The organism is Streptomyces sp. NPDC001770 (assembly GCF_053596135.1).
The window spans coordinates 1-26,874 of sequence record NZ_JBSFFN010000063.1 but is presented as its reverse complement, the minus strand read 5'-3'; the positions used below and the strand labels follow the sequence as shown (position 1 = coordinate 26,874).

Here is a 26,874-nt window from a genome sequence, read left to right as displayed (position 1 = left end):
CTGTTGTTAAGAGTTGTGCTCTTCTGATCTGGGGCGGGCCCGGCCGGGCCGCCGCCCCCTTTCACGCATCCACTACTACTACTTGAGGTCGAACTCCCCGTCACGGGCGCCGAGTACGAAAGCCCGCCACTCCGCCTCCGTATAGCGCAGCACCGTCTCCGGGTCCAGCGAGGAACGCATCGCGACCGCACCCTCCGGCAGATGCGCGATCTCGACCCGCTCCTCGTCGTTCTCGGTGCCGGGGGCGCTCAGCCACACGGCGTCCGTGATGTCGAGCGCGTAGAGCTCGTCCTTCTCCTGCTGGGTGCCCATTGCGGCGCCCCTTTCGATCGAACGGTGACGTTGGGGTCCATGGTCCACTGAACGGCCGTGCCCCGGTGCGGAACAGGACGGATTCCGGGCCTTTCGACGGAAACGGGCCCGACTCCTTGCGCGGGGTGCTAAGCCGGGCCCGACACCTTCGGCCCGAGTGCCTCAGTCCATCCTGCGAGCCGTGCCCAGCAGCCCGGTCTCCGCGTCCGTCGCGCTCGTCATCACCCAGTGGTGCTCACGGCCCGACACCCAGAGGGTGACGCCGTCCGCCAGGGTGGGCAGCGCCTCGGTCTCGACCGGCGAGAGGCCGAGGATGCGGCCGATCTGATCGGCCTCGGCGGGGGAGACCCGCTGGACGCCCACCAGCGACGAGGACCGCATCAACCGCGGTGCCACCGGGCTCAGATAGGGGAGCAGCGTCAGCACGGACTGCCACGGCGACGAGACGACCCGCCCGCGGGGCGGCCGCATCCCGCAGTCCCGTACGACGACCACCGGGCTGCCCACCGTCGCACCGGTCGGGGGCACCCGGCCCACCTCGTGCAGGGAGACGCACTCGAGTCCGGCACCGGCGGCCTGCGCCAGCGCGGTCCACGCCTGGGTGCGCCCCGTCTCCACCGCCACCCGCGCCCCCGTGCCCGCCGCGCGCAGCGCCAGCACCTGAGCCGTCCACAGACCGCCGATGAGCAGCACGTCGTACGGGGCCGGGCGGTGGAACCCGATGATCTGCGGGCGGTTCTCCGCGTCGTTGCCGATCACCACGCCGTCGTCGCCGACGGGCAGCGACAGCGCGCCCAGATGGTCCGCCGCGATGGAATGGCCAGCGTGACGCGGACCCCGCAGCCCGTGCCGCGACATGATCCGGCTCACTGCGCGCCTCCCAGCGGAAGAGTGGCGAGTACACCGGGCAGCTGCTCGCGGTCCAGGCGTACGAGACCGACCTTGGCGACCCGGGCCGCCTGTACCAACGTCCTGCGCACGCTCACCAGTTCCGTGTCCGAGCCTCCGGTGATCCGGACGTGCCCGGCCACCGACACCGCCCCCTGGTGCGCGCCGCGCCGCACGGTGAGGCTGAACGTCGTGGCGTACGCGGGTACCGAGGTCAGCAGCGCCACCAGCTTGGGCAGTGGCGTCGCGCCGCGGCCCAGTTCGGGCCAGCGGTCGACGGCGTACGTCGTGTGCCACCGGTCGTCGCACCGCCACACCCGCGAGGTCTCCTTCGTCCTGCGCTGCGTCGCCGCCTCCTGGCGCACGGCCCGCGCCGACTGGATCGGGTTCGCGCAGGCCGAGGTCGCGACGGCCGCGTTCAGCTCCTCCTGGTCGAGCACCGTCGCCCGGAACCCGGCCCCGGTGATCCGGCTCGCCACGTGGTCCGCCATCCGCACCAGGCAGCGCTGGGCGCCGGCGACCCCGCCCCCGCGCGCCTCCACCGCCTCGCGGCAGAGCTCCGGGTCGAGCTTCACCGCCACCCACGTCATCCGCAGCGCCGGAGCCCCGGTCTGCTCCTGCAGGGGCGCGTACGAGAGACGGGCCACCGACCGGGCCGGAAGGTGCGGTGCCGGGGCGCAGCGGACCTGCTGCACCAGCTGCGCGGACTCCAGCACGATGTCGTCCACCTCCAGGGCCTCGCCGAGCAGGGTCAGCGGAAGCGCCCGGGCGCCGAACGCCGGACGGAGCGCCTCACCGCTCGCCTCGACCCGCACCACGGCGGTGAGGAAGGTGCCGTCGCCGAGCATCCCGACCGTACGGCGCTCGCGGTCGATGTAGACGAAGGGGGCGAAACCCGGCACGCTCTCCGCGATCGGCGCCAACGACGCCTCCGCGTCCGGTGCGTGACGCACCGGCATCCGCTGCCGGGCGCGCAGCGCGAGCGCCGTGGAGAACCAGTCCTGCAGAGCGGTACCGCGCCGCCGGATGACCGCGATCACGACCAGGACACCGGCGACCACCATGCCGGGCACCAGCCACATCCCGCCGAGCGCGACCCCCACCGCGGCCGCCGCCAGCGCCACTTCGACCAGCACCAGCTGCCGCAGCAGCGGGCTGACCCGGCTGGTCCGCGAGGCCGACCGCAGCACCGCGGAGGCGGGTGCGGCCGATGCGGCGGAGGCGGTGGCGGGTTCGTTCCCGGGCCGCCGTCCACGGCGTTGCCGTCGGGAAGTGCCGGACGCGTCCGCGGTCCCCCGGCCCGTACGCTCGCGCGTCGCAGTGCCCATCGCCGTGTTGCCCCCTCGTGTCCCTATTTAGCTTTTTCCCGCGGGTGTTGACCGGGCGATCACCCTACCTGAGGCGTGTCCGCGCACCGTCAACAGGCATAGTAGGGGCGCCGGTGCGACAACTGAATCCGCAAACGGATGTGGTTATCTGGTCGCCCGTCGGGGAGAAGGGGCAGCGGATCATGGCATCAAGGCGGGACGAACTCAACGCCTACACCTTTGCGAAGCGGAGGTTGATCGCGCAGTTCGTGCAACCCCATCCGAGCGGTTCCGAGGAGGGCGCACCACGCCCCCTGCGCGCGGTGGTCCCGGGAACCGTCGCCGGCGTCGTGATCCTCGCGGTCTTCGGCGCCTGGGGCATGTTCAAGCCAGTGGCGCCCACCGGCTGGGACACCCCCGCCGAGAACGTCATCATCGCCAGCAAGTCGACGACCCGATACGTCGTCCTCAAGACCAACGGCAAGACCCAGCTCCACCCCGTCCTCAACATGTCCTCCGCGAAACTGCTGCTCGACCCGGAAAAGGGCAAGGTCGTCAACGTCGCCGAGTCCGAACTCGACAGCGGCAGGATCCCGCACGGCGCGACCCTCGGCATCCCCTACGCCCCCGACCGCCTGCCCGAGAGCGGCGACGCCGGCGCCGCCAAGCGCTGGGCCGTCTGCGAGCGCCCCGGCGAAGGCGGCCGGGCGATCCAGAAGGCCGCCTTCGTCTTCGCCGAGCGCGAGGAGAAGAAGACCGAAGGCACCGAGCGGCTCACCGCCGGAGAGCTGATGTACGTCGAGGGCCCGGACGGCGTCCGCCACGTGGTGGACGCCGAGGGCCGCGCGTACACGGTCGACAAGAAGGACGAACTGCTGCTGCGCACCCTCGTCGGCGAGCGCCGCACCCCGCAGCGGGTCTCCTCCGCCTGGCTGGCGACCCTGCACACCGGCGACCCCATCACCTTCCCCTCCGTCCCCGGCACGCCCGGGGCGAGCGCCGGAGTGGGCGGCGGGCTCGACCCCGCGCTCGACAAGGTCGGCATGGTCCTCGAAGCGACCTCGGGCACCACCACCCAGAAGTACGTGGTCCTGCAGGGCCGGGTCGCACCGGTCTCCGAGTTCACCGCCAAGCTGCTCCTCAGCAGCCGCGACCTCATCGGCCTCGGCCAGGCGGGCACCGCGAAGGCGGTCAGCGCCGCCGCCATCGCACCGGGCCAGGCCTTCGGCGACGCCAAGAAATGGCCGAAGGACGCCCCGCGCGCCGTCAACTCCGCGAGCACCGCGAGCGGCAGCCGCAACACCGTGTGCAATGTGCTGCGCGCGGTGGACGGCGACAGCGGCGCCACCACCCTCTCCACCTGGGCGGGCACGGGCTTCCCCGCCACCCTGCCCACCGGCTCCAGCAGCGCGTACGTCACCCCCGGCTCGGGCCAGCTCTTCCGTCAGTTCAAGGGCGCCGACACCTCCGCCGGGTACCTCTTCCTGGTCACCGACACAGGGCTGCGGTACGCGATGCAGTCCAACGGCGACAGCGCGCGGGGCGACTCCGGCATCGGTGAATCCGGATCGGCCGAGGAGAAGGCCGCGCGGCTGGCCGAGGCGCAGCAGTCCCAGAACCGGCTCGGGTACGGGAAGGTCACCCCGGCCCCGGTCCCGGCGGCCTGGTCCGAGTTCCTGCCGACCGGCCCCCGGCTGTCGACCGCGGCTGCCCGCCAGCCGCAGGGCTCCTGAGAAGGGCGGCGGACAGTAATGACCCCCCTGGAGAACCTTCCGCGGCCCGCGCGGCCGTCGCACTCCCCGGAACACGCGCACTCTCTGAAGCGGCGTCTGCTGACCGTCGCCGCCGCGACCGCGGTCACCCTGGTCTCCGTACCGGTCGTGCCCGCCTTCGCGGACGACGCGACCCAGTGCACCTTTCCCTCGAAGCCGTACGCGGGCCGCCCCTGGTCGCTCCAGCGCGTCCTGCTCGACGAACTCTGGAGCCGCTCCACCGGGAAGGGCGTCCGGGTCGCGGTGATCGACACCGGAGTCGACGTCAAGAACCCGCAGTTGAAGAAGGCCGTCGACACGTCGGCGGGGATCAACCTGATGGACAAGGGCATCAAGGACGAGAACGGCGAACCCGTCCCGCGCGGCAAGGAGAACGGCACGACGGACACGGTCGGCCACGGCACCAGGGTCGCCGGCATCATCGCCGCCCGGGAAGCCGAGGACACCGGCTTCGTGGGTCTCGCCCCCGACGCCACGATCATCCCGATCCAGCAGAACGACGCCGAGGGCCACGGCACCGCGAAGACCCTCGCCGCCGCCATCGACTACGCCGTGGACACCGCCCACGCCGACGTCATCAACATCTCCCAGGACACCGCCAACGCCGTGGAGCCCGAGGCCGCACTGCGCCAGGCCGTCGACCACGCGCTCGCCGCGGAGGTCGTCGTGGTCGCCTCGGCCGGCAACGACGGCCTCGACGCGACCGACAAGAAGACCTACCCCGCCTCGTACCCGGGCGTGCTCGCGGTGGCCTCCTCGGACCGCAACAACGAACGCGCCGGCTTCTCCCAGACCGGCGACTGGGTGGGCGTCGCGGCCCCCGGCGTGGACATGGTCTCCACCGTGCCCGACGGAGGGCACTGCGCCGACAACGGCACCAGCTTCTCCGCCCCTTACGTCGCGGGCGTCGCCGCCCTGATCAAAGCCAGGCACCCGGAGTGGGAGCAGGAGGAGATCGTCGCCCAGATCGAGCAGACCGCCGAGCGGTCCGTCGCCGGACGCGACCGCCTGGTGGGCTGGGGAGTCGTCGACCCGGTCCGCGCGCTCACCGAGGACGACAAGCCGGTCAAGGAGCCGACCGCACGCGAGGGAATGAGCCGCGCCGAGGCCCCGACCCCGGCCGAACTCACCCTGGGGGAGACGGCGGAGGAACGGAACGCCCGTCTCGCCACCTATGTCGTGGTGGGTGCCCTGGTGCTGGTCGCCGCGATAGCGGGAGTCGCCGTGGCGCTCCGCGACGCGCGTCGTCGCCGGGTTTCCGGGGCATGAGACGACGAGACTCCCGCCATCTCCGTTCGCTCGGTGGTCGGTTGGCAAGAAGAAGCCGGTTCGGCCTGCCTCTCCGGAGTGTCCATCTGTAAGTCACATGGCTGACAACACAGTTGGAGCCTCCGGAGGTGGTGGATAGAGTATGGGGGTGCGATCGCCGTGAGGTGTTCCGATGCGATCGCAACGCAGGACGGTTTGTGCAAACGAGAACAACGGGGGAAAGGCAGTCACCGTGCGTCCAAGTGATGACGGAGGAAGCTCGACCGGCGGGAAGGCCGACCTCGAGCATGGCGTCGGCGCGTTGGAGCGTTTCAAGCAGAGGGTGGACGTACTCCTCGGCGACCTGGAGAGCTCCGCGGCCGGCCGAACCAAGATCGGTGCCCAGCAGATCTCCCGCACCTCGTTCAGCGGCGGGAACACCGGCTTCGCCGAGGCGGACGCTCTCTACTCGCAGTACAACCGCGTCCACGAGTCCCTCACCTCGCTCTCCAAATCGCTGGGCGACCAGATCGAGTACCTCAGCCTCGGCGTGCACGCCGCCGCCGTCGGCATGGACAACGTCGAGGACGAGGTGCGGCGCAGGTTCTACGTGGTCAAGGGCCGTCTGGACAAGGAACACGACCGGACGAAGTACGAAGACCTCCACGACAACAAGTCCGACTCCGGGTGGGCAGCCGAATGACCGACGAGAACCAGCCGGAGCGGACCCCGGCGGAACAACAGGAGTACGACCAGGGCCGGGTCAAGGCCCAGATCTTCGGTACGGACGTCACCGAGCGGGTCCGCGAGGTGGCCGGATCCTTCTTCGGCGGCTCGGGCCTCCCGGCGGGCCGGACCTCCTTCGAGCACCGCGACCTCAACGCGATGATCGACCTGGTCGAACACTCCAACCCGGCGGACCTGGAGGCCGCCGGACAGGAGCTCTACAAGGCGCGGGACGCGATCAGGGAGGCGGCGAAGGAGCTCGGCGACCACATCGCCGCCGTGGACTGGACGGGCGAGGCGAACATCGCCTTCCGCGACTGGGGAGCGGGCCTGGTGGCCCACGCGACCCGGCTCAGCGACTTCGCCGACTCGGCGGCCACCCAGATCACCGTCGCCGGCACTGGACTCGCCTCCGTCAAGAGCTCCCTGCCGCCGCGCGACACCCGGGCGGTCCGCAAGGACGTCAAGGACATCCCGGCCCCGGAGCGCCTCGACAGCAATCCGGAGTACGCGGCGGCCGTGCGGGTCGAGGATCACCGGCAGGAGGCCATCAACCAGGCCAACCGGCTGGCCTCCTACTACTCCGTCAGCTCGGAGGTGCTCGCGACGCAGGAGCCGCCCCGGTTCGACATGCAGCTGTCGGTGGACATGCCGCGGCCGGTTGCGGGCGGGTACACACCGGGGACCTCGTCAGGCAGCTCCGGATCGACGGGAGGCAGCTCTTCCGGGCACGTCGGCGGCGAAAGTGTGGTGAGGCGCCCACAGACCGGTGAGAGCAGCCAGCAGGCGCACCACACCACGGAACTGGGCACATCCACCAAGCCCGACCTGGACAGCAGCACGCGCACCGAGATCGACAGCGTCACCGCGCCGCCCGCGCCTCCCACCACGCTGCCCGGTCCGTCGCCCGTGTCCCCCGCCACGGGTGGAACCCAGGGCCCTGGCACCACGACGTTCCCGCCGACGGGCCCTCTCGGTCCCAACGGCGTGACCGGCGGCTCGAAATCGGTCACCGGCACCACCAGCGGTCCCAAGGGCTCCGCGCGGACCGGCGGGCTTTCGGGCGGAACCACCTCGGCGACCCAGCGCACGCCCACCGGGAACTCGGGGCGGACCGGTGGCTCCCAGGCTTTCGGGCGCACCACCGGTACGGGAAGCACCTCGTCCGCCACCGGCCGGTCCGGTGTGACCGGAGGCCGTCCGGTGGCGGGGCAGAGCGGTTCGAGCACGGGCTCCACTCCCCGGGCCGGACGAGGCGGCATCACGGGCGGAACGCCCCAGCAGAAGGCCTCCGGCACCGGCACCTCGGGCGCGCGCACGGGCGGTCGCGGCACGGTGATCGGCGGTCCGAAGTCCGGCCAGAGCGGTGCGTCCGCGCGGAGCACCGGGCAGCGCGGAGTCATCGGCAACGGCGGCTCGGCGGCTCGGCCGACCAGCCGCGGAACCACGGGCCAGAACGGCGTCGTGGGCACCCCGCGCGGCCGTTCGGGCGGGAAGGGCTTCACGTCGGGAGGGTCGGGCCTGGTACGACCCGGAGGGCGGCAGGAGCACGAGGAAGAAGAAGAGAACAACACGTCGACGCGGCCCGACTACCTGACGGAAGACGAAGAGACCTGGACGGCCGGGCGGCCCGAGGCCGCGCCACCGGTGATCGAGTAGGCACGTGGAAGGTTCGGAAGTCAGGATGACCGCAGAAATGAGCCATGCCCGCACGCCCCGAGGCGCCGGGCGAGCACGCCGTCGGCTGATCGGCGCGCTCGCCGCGACCGCCGCGTGGAGCGCCTGTCTCACCGGGCTGGCTCCGTCCGCCACGGCCCAGGACGTACAGGCGAAGCAGTGGTACCTCAAGGCCATGCAGGCCGAGGAGATGTGGAAGGTCTCCACGGGCAAGGGCATCACGGTCGCGGTGATCGACACCGGGGTGAATCCCGATACGCCGTCGCTGCGGGGCCAGGTACTCAAGGGCTGGGACGCCACCGAGGCGGACGGCGACGAGAACGACGACTACACCGGTCACGGCACCTCCATGGCCGAGCTCATCGCCGGGACGGGGGAAGGGGGCGGCCTGCAAGGGCTCGCCCCGGACGCGAAGATCATTCCCTATCGCGTAGCCGACACGGACTTCCAGCACAGCAACAAGCACTTCAACCCGGCCGACACCGCGGATGCCATCAAAGCCGCCGCCGACAGCGACGCACGGATCATCAGTATGTCCTTCGGTGGCGAGTTCGCGATGGACTCGGAAAAGGAGGCCGCGAAGTACGCCCTGTCCAAGGGCAAGTTGTTCTTCGCCTCGGTAGGAAACTCGGGTGACAAGACCAACTACGTCTCGTACCCGGCGGCCTATCTGGAGGTTGTCGGCGTCTCCTCGGCGGGCCCTGACGGAACGGTGGCCAAGACCTCCGAGCACGGCGACTACGTGGACCTGGCCTCGCCGGGAACCAACGTGCCTGTGTGGTGCGACGAGACATTCCAGTCGTACTGCACCGTGACCGGAACCAGCCAGGCCGCCGCCATCGCCTCCGCCTCCGCCGCCCTCGTCTGGTCCGCCCACCCCGACTGGACCGCGAACCAGGTCCTCCGGGTCCTCTTCGACACGGCCGGCCGGGACTGGGCCGACGACAAGGTCAGCACCTACCTCGGCCACGGCCTGATCCGACCGTCGATGAACCTCCTCAAGCACAAGGGCGACCCCGGCGACCCGGACGTCAGCCCGCTCACCCTGGAGAAGACGAGCGCGGCCGGCTCCACCGCCTCGCCCGTCCCCTCCGGCTCCTCCTCCTCCACCTCCTCCTCCGCTCCCCCCTCCGCCTCTGCTTCAGGTTCGTCACAGCCTCCGCAGGGCAAATCCGGGGACGCCCCGGCTGTGGCAGGCTCCAGCGAGCCGGAGGGCGGCGGCAGCGATCTCGGCCTGATCGCAGGCGCGGTGGTGGTCGTGGTCGTGCTCGGCGGGGGCGTCTTCTACTTCCTCCGCAGGCGCCGCGGCGCCGTCTGACCGTGTGAGGGTGCCGAACCGGCGACGGCCACGGCCGACGACCGTGAGCGGCCGGCTCACCCACGAACTTCCGGCGAAACACCTGCCGGTCCGTAGAGAGAACCCGAAAGGAAGTCAGGTCCATGGCAGACCAGAAGGTCACAGATCACAGTCTCCTCCAGCTGGAGAACGAACTCTCGACGCGGTTCGACTCCGTCAAGGGGCAGCTGAAGACGCTCCAGGCGACGATCGACAGCGTGGAAGGCTCCTGGAAGGGCGCAGGCGCCAACGCCTTCGGCAACAAGCAGCGCGAGATCAACGAGAGCATGGTGTCGATCGGCATCCGGCTGCAGAACTTCCAGGAGGCCATCAAGGCCGCCCGCACCCTCTCCGGCAACACCGAGGACGAGGTCTCGGCCGCGCTCCGCGGCATCGACGTGGTGCCCGGCCACTCCGGCGGCGGCTCCGCGCCCACGTCGAGCCTCAGCGGCTTCTGACCGCCGCCGGCTGCCCGCGCCGAGCGGCAGCCGTCCCGCAACCACCCCGAATCGGAGGACCACATGTCGAACACCGACGGTACGACCGTTGTCACTTACGCCAGCCTGGAGGCGGCCGCTGCTTCCATCGAGCGGCAGAGCAAGCAGCTCGACGAGGACCTCGCCGCGATCAAGCGCCGCGTAGCCTCCGTCGCCGAGCTCTGGCAGGGTGAGGCCAAGAGCGCGTACGACACCGCTCAGGCCGGCTGGGACAAGGACGCCCGGTCGATCCACGAGTCCCTGCAGCAGATCTCCCGCTCCGTGCGCGAGGCGTCGACCGCGTACAAGGGCGGCGACAAGAAGGCCGCGCAGAACTTCATGTAGCCGGCCCTGACGCCCGAGGGCGTGACAGCGGTACCGAGGACCTGAAGGACGGGTGTGGGCACGCGCGGGAGGTGCCCACACCCGTCCTTTCCCATGCCCCGGTCCGTACGTACCCGGGAGCCGCACCGGCACCGACGCCGGTGTACCCGGGTGCCGGTACGGCAACAACGCCGACGGCGCCCCCTCCTGGACCGGAGGGGGCGCCGTCGCCGTTTCGTCTACGGGCCGCGGCGGGCCGCAGGGCCGTAGAGGTCCTGAGGGGGCCTACCGCTCCCCGTCCATCAGCCCCGTCTGCACCAGCGGGTTGCCCCGGCGCCGGGAGACGAACACGCCCCGGCCCGCGGGCATCGGCCGCGGCCGCACGCTGCCCATGATGTCGCCCTCGTTCGGGTCGCCGGAGAGCAGCAGCCCCTGGGCGCCCAGCTCCGTCATCCGCTGGATGAACGGCTCGTACGCGGCCCGTCCCGCGCCCGCCGAGTTGCGGGCGATGACGAAGCGCACGCCCACGTCCCGCGCGAACGGCAGGAGTTCGGTGAGCCGGCCGAGCGGGTTGCCGCTGGACGTGGAGACCAGGTCGTAGTCGTCGACGACCACGTACACCGTCGGGCCCCGCCACCAGCTGCGGTCCCGCAGCTCCTGCGCGGTGACCGTCGCCGACGGAGTACGCCGCTGCATGAGGTCGTACAGCGCCTCCATGTGGTGATCCATGTTGTTGGACATGGGCACGTACTCCGCCAGGTGCGACGGCGGGGTGACATCCAGCAGGGAGCGCCGGTTGTCGATGACGAAGAGCTTGCAGCTGTTGCCGTCGTACCGCTCCGTCAGCTGCTTGATGATCAGGCGCAGCAGGTTGGACTTCCCGGACTCGCTCTCCCCGAACACCATGAGGAACGGGTCGTGCTCGAAGTCGACGAAGACCGGCTCCAGGTTGTTCTCGTCGATACCGAACGCGATACCGCGCTCCGGGTGCGCGTGGCCCGGCGGCAGCGCCGAGGCGGGCAGCTCGCGCGGCAGGAGGCGTACGGCCGGCGCGGGGGACGCCGTCCAGTGGCGGGCGACCTCCTGGTTCATCGCGGCGGTCGCCTCGGAGAGGTCGCTGTCGGAGTTGATGCTGTCGATGCGCGGCACCGCCGCCATGAAGTGCAGCTTCTCCGGCGTCAGGCCGCGGCCCGGCACGCCGGCCGGCACGTTGACGGCCGACTTGCGGTCCAGCTCGGAGTCCATGACGTCACCGAGCCGCAGCTCCAGCCGGTTCATCAGGTGGTCCTTGAGGTTGGCCCGCACCTCCATGGACCGCGAGGCGGTGACGATCAGGTGGATGCCGTACCCGAGACCGCGTCCCGCGATGTCGAGGACGGCCGGTTCCAGACCCTCGTAGTCGCTGCGGAAGTTGCCCCAGCCGTCGATGACCAGGAAGACGTCGCCCCACGGCTGGTCCGTCACCGACACCTGGCCGCGCTCGCGCATCCGGCGGAAGGTGGCGATCGAGTCGATCCCCGCGCTGCGGAAGTACTCCTCGCGCCGCGTCAGGATGCCGTACACCTCGGCGACCGTACGGCGCACCCGCTCGGGGTCCAGACGCGAGGCGATCCCGCCGACGTGCGGGAGACCGCTGACCGACGCCATACCGCCGCCACCGAAGTCCAGTCCGTAGATCTGCACCTCGTGCGGGGTGTGGGTGAGCGCGAAGCCCGCGATGAGCGTGCGCAGCAGCGTCGACTTGCCCGACTGCGGACCGCCGGTGATCTGCATGTGCCCCGCCGCGCCGGAGAAGTCCCGGTACAGCGTGTCGCGGCGCTGCTCGAACGGCTTGTCGACCACACCGAGCGGGACGACCAGGCGCCCCGCGCCCTCGAACCCCGGCTGCGTCAGACCGCGCCCCTGGACCGGCGCGAGGCCGGGCAGCAGCTCGTCCAGCGACGGCGGGTTGTCCAGCGGCGGCAGCCACACCTGGTGCGCCGATGCGCCCCGCCCCTCCAAGCGGCGCACGATCACGTCCAGCACGGTGTCCGCGAGCGCGTCGTCCTCGGGCTTGCGGGCCTCCGGTACGTCCGGCTGCGGCTCGGGCTCCACGTACCGCACCGGAACCGGCGCCGCCGTGAACGGGACCGGCCGGCGGTCCACCGGCAGCTTCCCGCCGGGCAGCGACGCCCGCTCCGCGCCCGTGCGGTAGACGCCGGAGACGTACGCGGCCTTGAAGCGGACCATCTCGTCGGTGCCGTACTTCAGATAGCCGGAACCCGGCACGTTCGGCAGGTGGTAGGCGTCCGGCACGCCGAGCGCCGCGCGGGACTCGCCGGCCGAGAAGGTCCGCAGACCGATCCGGTACGACAGATACGTCTCCAGCCCGCGCAGCCGGCCCTCCTCCAGGCGCTGCGAGGCCAGCAGCAGGTGCACGCCGAGCGAGCGGCCGATACGGCCGATCTGCACGAACATCTCGATGAAGTCCGGCTTGGCGGTGAGCAGTTCGCTGAACTCGTCGATCACCAGCACCAGCGAGGGGATCGGCAGCAGCGGCGCACCGGCCGCGCGCGCCTTCTCGTAGTCGTGGATGTTGGCGTAGTTGCCGGCGTCACGGAGCATCTCCTGGCGGCGGTTGAGCTCACCGCGGATGGAGTCGCCCATGCGGTCCACCAGCGTCAGGTCGTCCGCCAGGTTGGTGATCACGGCGGCGACGTGCGGCATCTGCGCCATCCCGGCGAAGGTGGCACCACCCTTGAAGTCGGCGAGCACGAAGTTCAGCGTCTCCGACGAGTGCGTGACGGCGAGCCCCAGCACCAGGGTGCGCAGCAGCTCCGACTTGCCGGAACCCGTCGCGCCCACGCACAGGCCGTGCGGGCCCATGCCCTCCTGCGCGGCCTCCTTGAGGTCGAGCATGACCGGGGTGCCGTCCTCGCCGACCCCGATCGGGACACGCAGCCGCTCCGCCTGCGAGCGGGGGCGCCAGGTCCTGCTCACATCCACCGAGGAGGCGTCCCCGAGGTTCAGCAGATCGGTGAACTCCAGGTTGGCGAGGAGCGGTTCGTCGTCGTCCCCGCCCGCCGCCACGTTCAGCGGGGCCAGCTGGCGGGCCAGCGCCTCCGCGGCCTCGTAACTCAGCAGGTCCGGCAGGCCCTCGTAGACCAGCCCGTGACCCGACTCCAGCTGGAGCACGTGCGGGTGGACCACCACGGACAGCCCGCCGCGGGCGCCGGTCACCTCGCCCGGGACGACCTCGATGACCGTGACGCCCTGTACGCCCTCCGGAGAGGCCAGCACCGACATCGGCGGAACCGACTCGCCGTCGAGCACCACCACGATGTGCGGCTGGTCCATCAGGGGCTGCCCGCCGGCCTGGAACCGGGGGCGGCCCTCGATCCGGTTCCCGAGCAGCTCCTCCAGCTCCGAGGAGCTCGTCGAGATCAGCCGGCGGCTGCCCGCGCCGTCGGTGGAGTTGCGCAGCTGGACGTGCGGGAGCCACTTCGCCCACTCCCAGTGCGCGGACGCCTGCCGGTCCGCCGCGATCGCCACGACCAGGTCCTCGGGGGAGTGCAGCGAGGCCAGCGAACCGATCAGGGCGCGGGCCGAGGAGCGCACGGAGTCCGGATCACCGCTCACCGTCACGTGGTAGAAGGCGCGGAGCGAGACGGCCATCGGCAGCCCGTCCAGCGTCGAGTGGGTGTTGAGGAACTGCTGCATCGCCCCGGCGGTCAGCGGCTCCAGCTCGTCCACCGGCGCGGTCTGCGGGGGAACGAGCAGGGTGGCCAGCTCCTGGTTGCCCAGGCCGATGCGGACCTGCCCGAAGTCGCCGTCGGCGACCCGGCGCTCCCAGACCCTGCTGCCCTCGGCGACCAGCGCCCACAGCTGCTCGGGCGACGGGTGCAGATAGAACTGGGCGTCACGCTGGAGGCGTGCCGTCCGCAGGACCTCGCGCCGGGTCTGTGTGAGGTACTTCAGGTAGTCGCGCCGCATGTCGGCGAGCTCCCCCTGCGTGCCACGCCGGTGACGGACCAGCATCGAGACCGCCATCGCGACCGTCGAGGCGATCATCACCATGCCCATGATCCGCATGATCGGGTTCGGCGTCATGAAGAAGAAGACCACCGAGCCGCCCATGCCGAGCATCGGCAGCAGCTGCATCATCGCGCCCTCCTGCTGCCCGCGCGGCAGCTCCGGAGGAGGTTGCAACTGCACCTCCATGTCCGGCACTTCGGAGGGCAGCGCGCGTGGAGGGCGCTTGACGACAATGTGGCTCACAACTCACCAATTCCCTTGCCGGACAGATCTGTTCCCCTCGACGCCCCCGTGGCGACGGGCTCCGCCCGGGCAGAGATCCTACTGACGGAGAGGCCCGGTGGAGAGCGGTAGGGTAGCGCGACGCGTGTACGCACCCGCGAACTACCGCCAAAAAACCGGTCATTCGGGACGGGTCGCGAAACGCGCGTCTCAGCGGAGAGACACGGCAGCGACATCGCGGCGACATCGCAATGAGGGGGAGCAACAGGTGACCACGACGGCCCGAGCGGCGACCACCGGACCCGGCCGAACCGGCCCCGGGGTCCCGTCCAGCAACGGAACCGGATTCTGCAGGGTGACCGTCGTCGCCCCCGACAGCCGCGTCGACGTCGCACTGCCCGAGGACGTCCCCCTCGCCGACCTCTACCCGGAGGTCCTGCGGCTCTCCGGACAGAGCCCCGCCGAGGGCGCACCCGTCGGCTACCACCTCGTACGCCGCGACGGCACCGTCCTCGACAGCGGACGCACCCTGTCCTCCCAGCGGATCCTCGACGGCGAGCTGCTCTCCCTGCGCCCGTTCTCCGAATCGCTGCCGCCCGCCGTGTTCGACGACGTCTCCGACGCCGTCGCCTCCGCCGTGGCCCGCGACCGCACGCTCTGGGGCGACACCCTGATGCGCGGCTCCGGCCTCTTCGGCGGCGCGGTCCTCCTCGCGCTCCTCGGCTTCGTCCTGTGGACCGCCGACCCGCTGCACGACATGCACGGCCTCCCCGGTGTCATCGCCGCGGTCGCCGCCGTCCTGCTCCTCGCCGTCGCCGGGGTACGCGCCCGGGTGTACGAGGACCGGGGCTCGGCGGTCGCCCTCGGCACAGGAGCCCTGGTCAACGGGGCGGTCGCCGGGTCCGGGCTGCTGCCGCTCGGCGCCGGGGAGGGGATCGGCCGCCTCCAGTTCCTGCTGGCCTGCGTCGCCGTCCTCGTCGTCTCGGTGATCCTGGTGATCGTCGCCCCCACCGGCGACGGCCCCTTCGTCGCGTTCGTCTTCGCCTCGGCCGTCGGCGTGCTGGTGACCTTCGCCGCGATCCTCACCGACCTGGAGCCCGCCGAGACCGCCGCCGTCTGCGCCCCGCTCTCCGTCGGCGCGCTCGGCTTCCTGCCGGGCCTCTCCACCCGCTTCGCCCGCCTCCCCATCGGCTTCGAGCCGCCCCGCACCACCAGCGGCGACTACGGCACCGGCGAGCAGGCCCCCCAGGGGCCGGTCGACGCCGTCAGGATCGCCGCCCAGGCGCGGCGCGGCCACGAGCTGCTGCTCGGCCTGGCCGGCGGCTGCGCCATGGTGGCGGTCGCCGGAGCGGCCGTCCTCGGCTTCTCGGCGGACATCTTCGGACAGCTGCTGGCGCTGGCCACCGGCTGCGCCATGCTGATGCGCGCGCACCTCTTCCGCTACACCGCCCAGGTCGCCTGCGCGCTGGCCGCCGGCCTCGGCGCGCTGGTCCTCCTCGGCCTCGGGCTCGCCCTGAACCCCCCGGTCGGCATCATGATCGACGCCCTGCGCGGCGATTCCACGGCGCTCGACATCCGTACGATCTGGCTCACCGCCGCCGTCGCCGCGGCCGCCGCGGTGATCACCGCCATAGGGCTGATCGTGCCCCGCAAGGGGGTCACCCCGTTCTGGGGCCGCTTCCTGGAGATCGCCGAGGCCTTCGTCCTGCTGACGCTCCTGCCGCTCTGCCTCGCCGTCTTCGACGTCTACACCTCGATCCGGTCCCTGACCAGCTGATTCCCGCGCCCTCGCCGACCGCCCCACCCATGCGCGAGGGCGGTCGGCGAGGGCGCTGTCGTACGGCTGGTAGTCTGTGCGGTGGCCGTTTGTGTACGCGTCCCCGGTCTCACTCTGGGGACAGCGCCCATCGGACCTTCGCCTCCGAGTCACGGAAGCTCCCCTGAGATCAAGACCAGGGGCACTCGTGGGCGCATCGAACATCAAGAGGAGTACGCGTGCCGCTCGACGCCGCTACGAAGAAGCAGATCATGTCCGAGTTCGCCCAGAAGGAGGGTGACACCGGTTCCCCCGAGGTTCAGGTCGCCATGCTCTCCCGCCGGATCTCGGACCTGACGGAGCACCTCAAGACGCACAAGCACGACCACCACTCCCGTCGTGGTCTGCTGATCCTGGTCGGCCAGCGTCGCCGCCTCCTGCAGTACCTGGCCAAGAAGGACATCCAGCGCTTCCGTGCGCTCGTCGACCGCCTCGGCATCCGCCGCGGTGCGGCCGGCGGCGCCAAGTAAGCACGCTGTGAGAGGGAGCGGTGCCCACTTCCCGGGGACCGCTCCCTTTGCTGTACGTGCGCTACCGGGGGCAACCTCAGTAATCTGGACGTACGCACCACCGCACCACCCGCTTCACCGCACCAACTGAACGCACGAGGAGAAGCGCGCTCCCGCAGCCGCCGGTCCTCGGTAGTGGCACCCGGGAAAGAACGCCCGGGGGCTTCGATCGAAGACCGGCCCGCACACCAGGTGCGCTTCTCCACGCACCGTCCTCCGCCACACGGGCGGCAGGACGAAAGACGACGAGTATGGAGAAATCACTAGTGGAGAACGAGACCCACTACGCCGAAGCCGTGATCGACAACGGCACCTTCGGCACCCGCACCATCCGCTTCGAGACGGGCCGCCTGGCCAAGCAGGCCGCCGGCTCCGCCGTCGCGTACCTGGACGACGACACCATGGTGCTGTCGGCCACCACCGCCTCCAAGCGGCCCAAGGACCAGCTCGACTTCTTCCCCCTCACGGTGGACGTCGAGGAGCGGCAGTACGCCGCCGGCAAGATCCCCGGCTCCTTCTTCCGCCGCGAGGGCCGCCCCTCCGAGGACGCGATCCTCACCTGCCGCCTGATCGACCGGCCGCTGCGCCCCTCCTTCAAGAAGGGCCTGCGCAACGAGATCCAGATCGTCGAGACGATCATGGCGCTCAACCCCGACCACCTGTACGACGTGGTCGCGATCAACGCCGCCTCCTGCTCCACGCAGCTGGCCGGCCTGCCCTTCTCCGGCCCGATCGGCGGCACCCGTGTCGCCCTGATCAAGGGCCAGTGGGTCGCCTTCCCGACGCACACCGAGCTCGAGGACGCCGTCTTCGACATGGTCGTCGCGGGCCGCGTCCTGGAGGACGGCGACGTCGCGATCATGATGGTCGAGGCCGAGGCCACCGAGAAGACCGTCCAGCTGGTCAAGGACGGCGCCGAGGCCCCCACCGAGGAGGTCGTGGCAGCCGGTCTGGAGGCCGCGAAGCCCTTCATCAAGGCCCTCTGCAAGGCGCAGGCCGAGCTGGCCGCCAAGGCCGCCAAGCCGGTCGGCGACTTCCCGGTCTTCCTCGACTACCAGGACGACGTCCTGGAGGCCCTCACCAAGGCCGTCTCCACCGAGCTGGCCAAGGCGCTCACCATCGCCGGCAAGCAGGACCGCGAGGCGGAGCTCGACCGCATCAAGGACATCGCGGCCGAGAAGCTCCTCCCGGCCTTCGAGGGCCGCGAGAAGGAGATCTCCGGTGCCTACCGCGCGCTGACCAAGAAGCTGGTCCGCGAGCGCGTCATCAAGGACAAGGTCCGCATCGACGGCCGCGGCGTCACGGACATCCGTACGCTCGCCGCCGAGGTCGAGGCCATCCCGCGCGTGCACGGCTCGGCGCTGTTCGAGCGTGGCGAGACCCAGATCCTGGGCGTCACCACCCTCAACATGCTCCGCATGGAGCAGCAGCTGGACACCCTCTCCCCGGTGACCCGCAAGCGCTACATGCACAACTACAACTTCCCGCCGTACTCGGTCGGCGAGACCGGCCGCGTGGGCTCGCCCAAGCGCCGCGAGATCGGCCACGGAGCGCTCGCCGAGCGCGCCATCGTCCCGGTCCTGCCGTCGCGCGAGGAGTTCCCCTACGCGATCCGCCAGGTCTCCGAGGCGCTGGGCTCCAACGGCTCCACCTCCATGGGCTCGGTCTGCGCCTCGACCATGTCGCTGCTGAACGCCGGTGTGCCCCTCAAGGCCGCCGTCGCCGGTATCGCCATGGGCCTCATCTCCCAGGAGATCGACGGCAAGACCCACTACGTCGCCCTCACCGACATCCTCGGTGCGGAGGACGCCTTCGGCGACATGGACTTCAAGGTCGCCGGTACGAAGCAGTTCGTGACCGCGCTCCAGCTCGACACCAAGCTCGACGGCATCCCCGCCTCGGTCCTGGCCGCCGCGCTGAAGCAGGCCCGTGACGCGCGTCTGCACATCCTGGACGTCATGAACGAGGCCATCGACGTCCCGGACGAGATGTCCCCGAACGCCCCGCGGATCATCACCGTCAAGATCCCGGTGGACAAGATCGGTGAGGTCATCGGCCCCAAGGGCAAGATGATCAACCAGATCCAGGAGGACACCGGCGCCGACATCACGATCGAGGACGACGGCACCATCTACATCGGTGCCCAGCAGGGCTCGCAGGCCGAGGCCGCCCGCGCCACGATCAACGCCATCGCCAACCCGACCATGCCGGAGGTCGGCGAGCGCTACCTGGGTACGGTCGTCAAGACCACCACCTTCGGTGCCTTCGTCTCCCTCATGCCCGGCAAGGACGGTCTGCTGCACATCTCGCAGATCCGCAAGCTCGCCGGTGGCAAGCGCGTGGAGAACGTCGAGGACGTGCTCGGCGTCGGCGCCAAGGTCCAGGTCGAGATCGCCGAGATCGACTCCCGCGGCAAGCTCTCCCTGATCCCGGTCGTCGAGGGTGAAGAAGACGAGAAGGACGACGCCTCCAAGTGACGTCCCGTAGTTCCGTGACGACGGCCCGCGCCTCTTCGAAGGCGCGGGCCGTCGCCCGTACCCAAACGCTTCTCAAGGGCACCAACGGCATCGGTACGGTCCGCCGTACGGTGCTCCCCGGCGGTCTCCGTGTCGTCACCGAGACCCTGCCCTCCGTACGCTCCGCCACCTTCGGGATCTGGGCCAACGTCGGCTCGCGCGACGAGACCCCCACCCTGAACGGCGCGACCCACTACCTCGAGCACCTCCTCTTCAAGGGCACCGGCCGGCGCAGCGCCCTGGACATCTCCTCCGCGATCGACGCGGTCGGCGGCGAGATGAACGCCTTCACGGCGAAGGAGTACACCTGCTACTACGCGCGGGTCCTCGACACCGACCTGCCGCTCGCCATCGACGTCGTCTGCGACATGCTGACCGGCTCGCTGATCAACGCCGAGGACGTCGACGCCGAGCGCGGAGTCATCCTCGAAGAGATCGCGATGACCGAGGACGACCCGGGCGACTGTGTGCACGACCTCTTCGCGCACACCATGTTCGGCGACACCCCCCTCGGCCGCCCGGTCCTCGGCACCGTCGACACGATCAACGCGCTGGACCGCGGGCAGATCGCCCGCTTCTACAAGAAGCACTACGACCCCAGGCACCTGGTCGTCGCCGCCGCGGGCAACGTCGACCACGCCACGGTCGTACGCCAGGTCCGCAAGGCCTTCGACCGGGCCGGCGCGCTCTCGGACACCGACGCCGAGCCGATGGCCCCCCGCGACGGCTCCCGCCTCCTGCGCACCGCCGGCAGGGTCGAGGTCGTGAACCGCAAGACCGAGCAGGCACACGTCGTCCTCGGGATGCCGGGCCTCGCCCGAACCGACGAACGCCGCTGGGCGCTCGGCGTGCTCAGCACCGCCCTCGGCGGCGGCATGAGCTCGCGCCTCTTCCAGGAGGTCCGCGAGAAGCGCGGCCTGGCCTACAGCGTGTACTCGTACACCTCGGGCTTCGCCGACTGCGGCCTCTTCGGCGTGTACGCGGGCTGCCGCCCGAGCCAGGTCCACGACGTCCTCAAGATCTGCCGCGACGAGCTCGACCGGGCCGCGACCGAGGGCCTGCCCGACGACGAGATCGCCCGGGCCGTCGGGCAGCTCTCCGGCTCCACGGTTCTCGGCCTGGAGGACACCGGCGCGCTGATGAACCGCATCGGCAAGAGCGAGCTCTGCTGGGGCGAGCAGATGTCGGTCGACGCGATGCTGGCGCAGATCGCGGCGGTCACGCCCGACGACGTCCGCGCCGTCGCCGCCGACCTCCTCGGACAGCGCCCCTCGCTCTCCGTCATCGGTCCGCTCAAGGACAAGCAGGCGGACCGCCTCCACCAGGCCGTGTCCTAAAGGCTGTCCCGGGCCGCTCCGACGGCCCGTACCCACTCCGTTCGATCAAGGAAGCAGAGCACATGAGCAAGCTGCGTGTGGCCGTCATCGGCGCCAAGGGCCGCATCGGATCGGAAGCGGTACGGGCCGTCGAGGCCGCCGACGACCTGGAGCTGGTGGCCGCCCTCGGCCGGGGCGACGCGCTGGAGGCCCTCACGGAGGCCGGCGCCGAGGTCGTGGTGGAACTCACCAACCCCGACGCCGTGATGGACAACCTGGATTTCTGCGTACGGAACGGCATCCACGCCGTCGTCGGCACCACCGGCTGGACCGACGAGCGCCTCGCCCGGCTCACCGGCTGGCTGGACGGTTCCCCGGAGACCGGCGTGCTCATCGCGCCGAACTTCTCCATCGGAGCCGTCCTCACCATGAAGTTCGCCCAGGCGGCGGCCCCCTGGTTCGAGTCGGTCGAGGTCATCGAGCTCCACCACCCGAACAAGATCGACGCGCCCTCCGGCACCGCGACCCGGACGGCCCAGCTCATCGCCGCCGCCCGCTCCGAGGCCGGACTCGCGCCGCAGCCGGACGCCACCGCGACCGGCCTGGAGGGGGCCCGGGGCGCCGACGTGGACGGCGTCCCCGTGCACTCGGTACGGCTGCGCGGGCTCCTCGCGCACCAGGAGGTGCTGCTCGGCGGCGAGGGCGAGACCTTCACCCTGCGCCACGACTCCCTGCACCACAGCAGCTTCATGCCCGGCATCCTGCTGGGAGCCCGCCGCGTGGTCACCACTCCCGGACTCACGTTCGGGCTGGAACACTTCCTCGATCTGAACTGACGGTCCCCGCCATGCGCGCAAAGATCTCGTACATCGTCACCGCCGCCGTCCTGGTCTTCTACTTCGTCCTGGCCGGCAGCAGGGGTCTGCTCCTCATCCGGCACGGCACGCTGATCACGGTCACCTTCGGGGTGGCGGTGCTCATCCTGCCGGTGATCGGCATCTGGTTCCTCTGGAAGAACACCCAGTTCGTGACGAGGGCCAACGCGCTCGCCGCCGAGCTGGAGGCGGAGGGCGGGCTCCCGGTCGACGAACTCGTCCGGACCCCGTCCGGCCGGATCGACCGGGATTCCGCCGACGCGGTCTTCGCCCGCCGCCGGGAGGAGACCGAGGACGCGCCGGACGACTGGCGCTGCTGGTTCCGGCTGGCCGTCGCCTACCAGGACGCCCGTGACACGCCCAGGGCGCGCAAGGCGATGCAGCGCGCCATCGCCCTGCACGCACACAAGCCGGTACGCGCCGCCTGAGCGACGCGTACCGGCTTGTGGACCCCGGATTCACCGGGGGTGGTGCTGGACCGCCTCGAACGGGGAGAACGGGCAGCGGCGCGTCAGCGCCGGTACTCGTCCGCCCACGCCTCGATGGCGTCGGTGGCCCGGTCGAACGCCTCGGACCGGGACAGGAAGTCCGCGTCGTGGTCCGTCATCAGCGGCGGCAGCGAGCCGGCGCCCCGACGGGCCACGACCAGGGCCTGACCCTGCACGGTCCTGGGCAGTCCGAGCCATCTCACCGGCTGCTGGACCGTACGGACCGTACCGGTCCGGCTCCACGCCACCGTGGTGGTGCGGAAGAAGCCGACACGGCGTACACCGTGCCGGCTCACCCAGGCGCCGACACGCAGCAGCCGCAGCGCGCAGGCGATCACCACCGCGGCGAGCGTCATGACGAGCAGTGCGCCCGAAGGCTCACCGGCCACACCGATGATCGTCGCCGCGAACAGGACGAACGACGACAGCAGCAGCAGCCCTGCCGCCACCGAGACCCGCCAGGGTCCGGGACGGTAGGGCCGCCGCCAGTTGTCGTGGTCGTCGAACGGCAGCGCGACGTCCTCCGCAGCCGCGTCGAACGCGCGGTCGGCCGTCAGGAAGGGCAGGGGCACGACTGATCCTCACTCACAAGCACGCTCGTTGTTGCTGTGCCCGGTGAGGCTACCGACGGGTTCCCACTGCTACCACCCCAGGGGGCCGTACGAGTCAGCGGTCCTGGGACGCCTCGGACCTCTGGTGGTGCGCGGGTGCCTGATCGGGGTCGAGGGCGGGCAGCCCGACGAGGAGCGAGCCCACGAGGCCCGCGACCACGACCAGCCCCACGAGGGAGCGGCCCGCCAGTTCGGAGACGCTGGCGCGTTGCCGGGGCGGCGGAGTGACATTGCTGCGGAACCGCTCGGCCTCGGCTACGAACGAGAACGGGACGGATTCACGCCGGCGGAACATGAGGAAAATCTCCTTCGGACTGTGGTGAAGGTGCTTCTGAAGTGTCAGACGCGCGGAACGCCGGATCGGTGCCCGCTTTTCGCGGACCCTCCGGAGTTTTCCCCGGACCGAGCCCTCCACGCGGCCCCGTAGAGTGGACGCCGCCCGAGCGAAGCAATTGGAAGGACCCCGCCGGTGACCGACACCCCCGAGCCCGCGAAGCCCAGTTTCCGCAGCGATGTCACCGTTGAACTGGTGAAACACGCCGCAGGCGATGCCGACGTCCTGTTCGCCGCCCGTGTCTCGACCGCGGGGGAGCAGTCGCTGGAGGAGGTCACCAAGGATCCGGAGCGTTCCAAGGGTCTCATCAATTATCTGATGCGCGACCGCCACGGCAGCCCTTTCGAGCACAACTCGATGACGTTCTTCATCAGCGCCCCGATCTTCGTGTTCCGCGAGTTCATGCGGCACCGCGTCGGCTGGTCGTACAACGAGGAATCGGGCCGCTACCGGGAGCTCCAGCCGGTCTTCTACGTCCCCGGAGAGTCCCGCAAGCTCGTCCAGCAGGGCCGCCCCGGCAAGTACGAGTTCGTCGACGGCACCGACGAGCAGGCGGAGCTCACGGGGCGCGCCATGGAGGACTCGTACCGCCAGGCGTACGACGCCTACCAGGAGATGCTCGCCGCCGGCGTCGCCCGCGAGGTGGCCCGGGCCGTCCTGCCCGTCGGCCTCTTCTCGTCGATGTACGCCACCTGCAACGCGCGCTCGCTGATGCACTTCCTCGGCCTGCGCACCCAGCACGAGCTGGCGACCGTCCCGTCCTTCCCGCAGCGCGAGATCGAGATGGTCGGTGAGCAGATGGAGGAGCACTGGGCGCGCCTCATGCCCCTCACTCATGCCGCCTTCAACAAAAACGGACGGGTAGCCCCGTAGGCGGTGTCCGTATTGCGGCGTTTCATGAAGTTCATCTAGGCTGATCAAACGGACCCGGCACTGCTTGAACCCCCGAGCAGGCAGTGCCGGGTTCCAAGATCGACGTCCCCCTAGGGGACTTCCCGGGCCGAGCAACGAGTAGCGTGTTACCCATGGCTCCGATCTCCACTCCGCAGACCCCCTTCGGGCGGGTCCTCACCGCTATGGTCACGCCCTTCACGGCGGACGGCGCACTCGACCTCGACGGCGCCCAGCGGCTCGCGACCCATCTGGTGGACGCCGGAAACGACGGCCTCGTCGTCAACGGCACCACCGGCGAGTCGCCCACCACCAGTGACGCGGAGAAAGACCGGCTCGTACGAGCCGTACTCGAGGCGGTCGGCGACCGGGCCCACATCGTCGCCGGCATCGGCACCAACGACACCCGCCACAGCGTCGAACTCGCCCGCGCCGCCGAGCACGCCGGAGCCCACGGACTCCTCGCGGTCACCCCGTACTACAACAAGCCGCCGCAGGAGGGCCTGTACCGGCACTTCACCGCGATCGCCGACTCCACCGGCCTGCCCGTGATGCTGTACGACATCCCCGGGCGCAGCGGCGTGCCGATCGAGACCGAGACCCTCGTCCGGCTCGCCGAGCACCCGCGGATCGTGGCCAACAAGGACGCCAAGGGCGACCTCGGCCGGGCCGGCTGGGCCATCGCACGCTCCGGCCTCGCCTGGTACAGCGGCGACGACATGCTCAACCTCCCGCTGCTCTCGGTGGGCGCCGTGGGCGTCGTCTCCGTCGTCGGCCACTTCGTCACCCCGGACCTGCGCGCCCTGGTCGACGCGTACTTCGGCGGTGACGTCCAGAAGGCCAAGGAGATCCACCAGAAGCTGCTCCCGGTCTTCACCGGGGTGTTCCGCACCCAGGGCGTCATCACCACGAAGGCCGCCCTCACCCTCCAGGGCCTCCCGGCCGGCCCGCTGCGCCTCCCGCTGGTGGAACTCACCGCGCAGGAGACGGCGCAGCTCAAGGTCGACCTGGCCGCCGGTGGGGTAGAGCTGTAACCACAGACTTCACAACTGAATACGCGAGACCTCCCGATACGCGAGGACAGCTCGCACGCGTTCATCCCCTGACAACAGCAAGTGCACGAATGACACACGCGCCACGTGCCCAAGCGGTACGTGGCGTGCGTGGTAAGGAGAGTCTTTTGAGTCATCCGCATCCCGAACTCGGTACGCCGCCGAAGCTCCCGAAGGGGGCCCTGAGGGTCACTCCCCTCGGCGGCCTCGGAGAGATCGGCCGCAACATGACGGTCTTCGAGTACGGCGGCCGCCTGCTCATCGTCGACTGCGGCGTCCTCTTCCCCGAGGAGGAGCAGCCGGGCATCGACCTGATCCTGCCGGACTTCACCACGATCCGGGACCGCCTGGACGACGTGGAGGGCATCGTCCTCACGCACGGGCACGAGGACCACATCGGTGGCGTCCCGTACCTGCTGCGCCTGAAGCCGGACATCCCGCTGATCGGCTCCAAGCTCACGCTCGCGCTGATCGAGGCGAAGCTCCAGGAGCACCGCATCCGCCCGTACACCCTCGAGGTCGTCGAGGGACAGCGGGAGCGCATCGGGGTCTTCGACTGCGAGTTCATCGCGGTCAACCACTCGATCCCGGACGCCCTCGCGGTCGCGATCCGCACCCCCGCGGGCATGGCGGTGGCCACCGGCGACTTCAAGATGGACCAGCTCCCGCTGGACGGCCGGCTCACCGACCTGCACGCGTTCGCGCGGCTCAGCGAGGAGGGCATCGACCTTCTCCTCGCCGACTCGACGAACGCCGAGGTCCCGGGGTTCGTCCCGCCGGAGAAGGACATCTCCAACGTCCTGCGTACGGTCTTCGCCAACGCCAACAAGCGGATCATCGTGGCGAGCTTCGCCAGCCACGTCCACCGCATCCAGCAGATCCTGGACGCGGCCCACGAGTACGGCCGCCGTGTCGCCTTCGTCGGCCGCTCGATGGTCCGCAACATGGGCATCGCCCGTGACCTGGGCTACCTCAAGGTGCCGGCCGGGCTCGTCGTCGACGTCAAGACGCTCGACGACCTCCCGGACGACGAGGTGGTGCTGGTCTGCACGGGTTCGCAGGGCGAGCCCATGGCCGCGCTGTCGCGCATGGCCAACCGCGACCACCAGATCCGGATCGTCCAGGGCGACACGGTCATCCTCGCGTCGTCGCTGATCCCGGGCAACGAGAACGCGGTCTACCGCGTGATCAACGGCCTGACCCGCTGGGGCGCCAACGTCGTCCACAAGGGCAACGCCAAGGTGCACGTCTCGGGCCATGCCTCGGCCGGCGAGCTGCTGTACTTCTACAACATCTGCAGGCCGAAGAACCTGATGCCGGTGCACGGCGAGTGGCGCCACCTGCGGGCCAACGCCGAACTGGGCGCGCTGACGGGTGTCCCCAAGGACCACATCGTCATCGCCGAGGACGGCGTGGTCGTCGACCTCATCGACGGCAAGGCGAAGATCGTCGGCAAGGTCCAGGCCGGTTACGTCTACGTCGACGGACTCTCCGTGGGCGACGTCACCGAGACCTCCCTCAAGGACCGCCGCATCCTCGGCGACGAGGGCATCATCTCGGTCTTCATCGTGGTCGACACCAACTCCGGCAAGATCGTGGGCGGCCCCCACATCCAGGCCCGGGGCTCCGGTATCGACGACGCGGCGTTCACCGCCGTCGTGCCGAAGATCGAGGAAGCCCTCAACAAGTCGGCTCAGGACGGCGTCATGGAGCCGCACCAGCTCCAGCAGCTGATCCGCCGCTCGGTGGGCAAGTGGGTCTCCGACACCTACCGCCGGCGCCCGATGATCCTCCCGGTGGTCGTCGAGGTCTGATCCTCATCGACCGTCCGACCGGAGCGGGGTGCCTCGATTTGCATCGAGGCACCCCGCTCCAGTACGTTTGGCTCTCCGCCGAACGGGAAGCAGCACGCGCACTTGTGCGCGGAGGCCACCCGGATCGGAGCGGAAAATTCCGACTCAGAATCTCTGATAAAGTCGGATCCGCCGAAAGGCAAAGGCCCCCGACAGGCCGCCGGAATTACTTATCGGGCCGGAAACGGAACGAAAAAGGGTCTGGTAGAGTCGGACTCGCCGGAAAGGGAAACGCGAAAGCGAAGAACTGGAAAGCGAAAACTGCTCGACCCGCTTCGACCGGGAATCGGACACGAAAGAGTCTGATAGAG

Annotated in this window: 22 protein-coding genes; 16 read left to right on the top strand and 6 right to left on the bottom strand. The window is 70.4% G+C overall.

The genetic code is table 11. The features are described from left to right. Positions 1–78: 78 nt before the first annotated feature. From ACWCSV_RS33075 to eccE, 3 genes are all read right to left on the bottom strand, one after another. Positions 79–312: a DUF397 domain-containing protein gene (locus ACWCSV_RS33075; protein WP_327178295.1), complete on the bottom strand. Its 234-nt coding sequence runs from the start codon at positions 310–312 to the stop codon at positions 79–81. Positions 313–474: 162 nt separating this feature from the next. Next, a complete protein-coding gene (locus ACWCSV_RS33070) occupies positions 475–1,170 on the bottom strand; it encodes a hypothetical protein (protein ID WP_451148685.1) in 696 nt (231 codons plus the stop codon). An 8-nt stretch (positions 1,171–1,178) separates the two neighbouring features. Next, positions 1,179–2,528 carry a type VII secretion protein EccE gene (gene eccE / locus ACWCSV_RS33065; protein WP_451148682.1) on the bottom strand — a complete coding sequence of 450 codons (1,350 nt, stop codon included), beginning with the start codon at positions 2,526–2,528 and terminating at the stop codon, positions 1,179–1,181. A 182-nt stretch (positions 2,529–2,710) separates the two neighbouring features. Between eccE and eccB the strand changes: the two genes are divergently transcribed. The 7 genes from eccB to ACWCSV_RS33030 all read left to right on the top strand — a co-directional run bounded on the left by eccB (position 2,711) and on the right by ACWCSV_RS33030 (position 10,087). After that, a complete protein-coding gene (gene eccB, locus ACWCSV_RS33060) occupies positions 2,711–4,240 on the top strand; it encodes a type VII secretion protein EccB (RefSeq protein ID WP_451148680.1) in 1,530 nt (509 codons plus the stop codon). A gap of 18 nt (positions 4,241–4,258) precedes the next feature. Further along, on the top strand, positions 4,259–5,548 hold the full coding sequence (gene mycP, locus ACWCSV_RS33055) for a type VII secretion-associated serine protease mycosin (protein ID WP_451148678.1): 1,290 nt from the start codon (positions 4,259–4,261) through the stop codon (positions 5,546–5,548). 232 nt (positions 5,549–5,780) lie between these two features. Further along, positions 5,781–6,230: a hypothetical protein gene (locus ACWCSV_RS33050; RefSeq protein ID WP_451148676.1), complete on the top strand. Its 450-nt coding sequence runs from the start codon at positions 5,781–5,783 to the stop codon at positions 6,228–6,230. Continuing rightward, positions 6,227–7,912 carry a hypothetical protein gene (locus ACWCSV_RS33045; protein WP_451148674.1) on the top strand — a complete coding sequence of 562 codons (1,686 nt, stop codon included), beginning with the start codon at positions 6,227–6,229 and terminating at the stop codon, positions 7,910–7,912. The genes ACWCSV_RS33050 and ACWCSV_RS33045 overlap by 4 nt, the downstream gene beginning before the upstream one ends. Before the next feature lie 25 nt (positions 7,913–7,937). After that, positions 7,938–9,248 carry a S8 family serine peptidase gene (locus ACWCSV_RS33040; protein WP_451148672.1) on the top strand — a complete coding sequence of 437 codons (1,311 nt, stop codon included), beginning with the start codon at positions 7,938–7,940 and terminating at the stop codon, positions 9,246–9,248. Between the two features lie 122 nt (positions 9,249–9,370). Then, on the top strand, positions 9,371–9,724 hold the full coding sequence (locus ACWCSV_RS33035; RefSeq protein ID WP_451148670.1) for a WXG100 family type VII secretion target: 354 nt from the start codon (positions 9,371–9,373) through the stop codon (positions 9,722–9,724). Between the two features lie 63 nt (positions 9,725–9,787). Then, positions 9,788–10,087, top strand: a complete 300-nt coding sequence (locus tag ACWCSV_RS33030) for a WXG100 family type VII secretion target (RefSeq protein ID WP_451148668.1) — start codon at positions 9,788–9,790, stop codon at positions 10,085–10,087. A gap of 264 nt (positions 10,088–10,351) precedes the next feature. On the opposite strand, the gene eccCa is transcribed toward ACWCSV_RS33030, so the two are convergent. Next, positions 10,352–14,323 carry a type VII secretion protein EccCa gene (gene eccCa / locus ACWCSV_RS33025; RefSeq protein WP_451148666.1) on the bottom strand — a complete coding sequence of 1,324 codons (3,972 nt, stop codon included), beginning with the start codon at positions 14,321–14,323 and terminating at the stop codon, positions 10,352–10,354. 247 nt (positions 14,324–14,570) lie between these two features. Here eccCa and eccD point away from each other — a divergent pair, with 247 nt between their 5' ends. From eccD to ACWCSV_RS32995, 6 genes are all read left to right on the top strand, one after another. Next, positions 14,571–16,079 (top strand): type VII secretion integral membrane protein EccD, encoded by a 1,509-nt coding sequence (eccD, locus tag ACWCSV_RS33020; RefSeq protein ID WP_451148664.1) that lies wholly within the window; start codon positions 14,571–14,573, stop codon positions 16,077–16,079. Between the two features lie 218 nt (positions 16,080–16,297). Beyond that, positions 16,298–16,588: a 30S ribosomal protein S15 gene (rpsO, locus tag ACWCSV_RS33015; RefSeq protein ID WP_003965855.1), complete on the top strand. Its 291-nt coding sequence runs from the start codon at positions 16,298–16,300 to the stop codon at positions 16,586–16,588. A 305-nt stretch (positions 16,589–16,893) separates the two neighbouring features. Beyond that, positions 16,894–19,104, top strand: coding sequence for a polyribonucleotide nucleotidyltransferase (locus tag ACWCSV_RS33010; RefSeq protein WP_327180188.1), 2,211 nt, complete (start codon positions 16,894–16,896; stop codon positions 19,102–19,104). After that, positions 19,101–20,480, top strand: a complete 1,380-nt coding sequence (locus tag ACWCSV_RS33005; RefSeq protein WP_451148662.1) for a M16 family metallopeptidase — start codon at positions 19,101–19,103, stop codon at positions 20,478–20,480. The genes ACWCSV_RS33010 and ACWCSV_RS33005 overlap by 4 nt, the downstream gene beginning before the upstream one ends. A gap of 62 nt (positions 20,481–20,542) precedes the next feature. Beyond that, positions 20,543–21,295, top strand: coding sequence for a 4-hydroxy-tetrahydrodipicolinate reductase (dapB, locus tag ACWCSV_RS33000; protein ID WP_451148660.1), 753 nt, complete (start codon positions 20,543–20,545; stop codon positions 21,293–21,295). A gap of 11 nt (positions 21,296–21,306) precedes the next feature. Further along, positions 21,307–21,762 (top strand): hypothetical protein, encoded by a 456-nt coding sequence (locus ACWCSV_RS32995; RefSeq protein WP_451148658.1) that lies wholly within the window; start codon positions 21,307–21,309, stop codon positions 21,760–21,762. Positions 21,763–21,845: 83 nt separating this feature from the next. Here ACWCSV_RS32995 and ACWCSV_RS32990 read toward each other — a convergent pair whose 3' ends face one another. Next, on the bottom strand, positions 21,846–22,394 hold the full coding sequence (locus tag ACWCSV_RS32990) for a hypothetical protein (protein ID WP_451148656.1): 549 nt from the start codon (positions 22,392–22,394) through the stop codon (positions 21,846–21,848). 94 nt (positions 22,395–22,488) lie between these two features. Next, positions 22,489–22,728 carry a hypothetical protein gene (locus tag ACWCSV_RS32985; protein ID WP_451148654.1) on the bottom strand — a complete coding sequence of 80 codons (240 nt, stop codon included), beginning with the start codon at positions 22,726–22,728 and terminating at the stop codon, positions 22,489–22,491. 174 nt (positions 22,729–22,902) lie between these two features. On the opposite strand from ACWCSV_RS32985, the gene thyX reads away from it, so the two are divergent. The 3 genes from thyX to ACWCSV_RS32970 all read left to right on the top strand — a co-directional run bounded on the left by thyX (position 22,903) and on the right by ACWCSV_RS32970 (position 26,524). Beyond that, entirely contained in the window at positions 22,903–23,640 is a 738-nt protein-coding gene (gene thyX / locus ACWCSV_RS32980) for an FAD-dependent thymidylate synthase (RefSeq protein ID WP_451148652.1), read from the top strand. Positions 23,641–23,792: 152 nt separating this feature from the next. Beyond that, on the top strand, positions 23,793–24,692 hold the full coding sequence (gene dapA / locus ACWCSV_RS32975; RefSeq protein WP_451148650.1) for a 4-hydroxy-tetrahydrodipicolinate synthase: 900 nt from the start codon (positions 23,793–23,795) through the stop codon (positions 24,690–24,692). 146 nt (positions 24,693–24,838) lie between these two features. Then, a complete protein-coding gene (locus tag ACWCSV_RS32970) occupies positions 24,839–26,524 on the top strand; it encodes a ribonuclease J (RefSeq protein ID WP_451148648.1) in 1,686 nt (561 codons plus the stop codon). Positions 26,525–26,874: the final 350 nt, after the last annotated feature.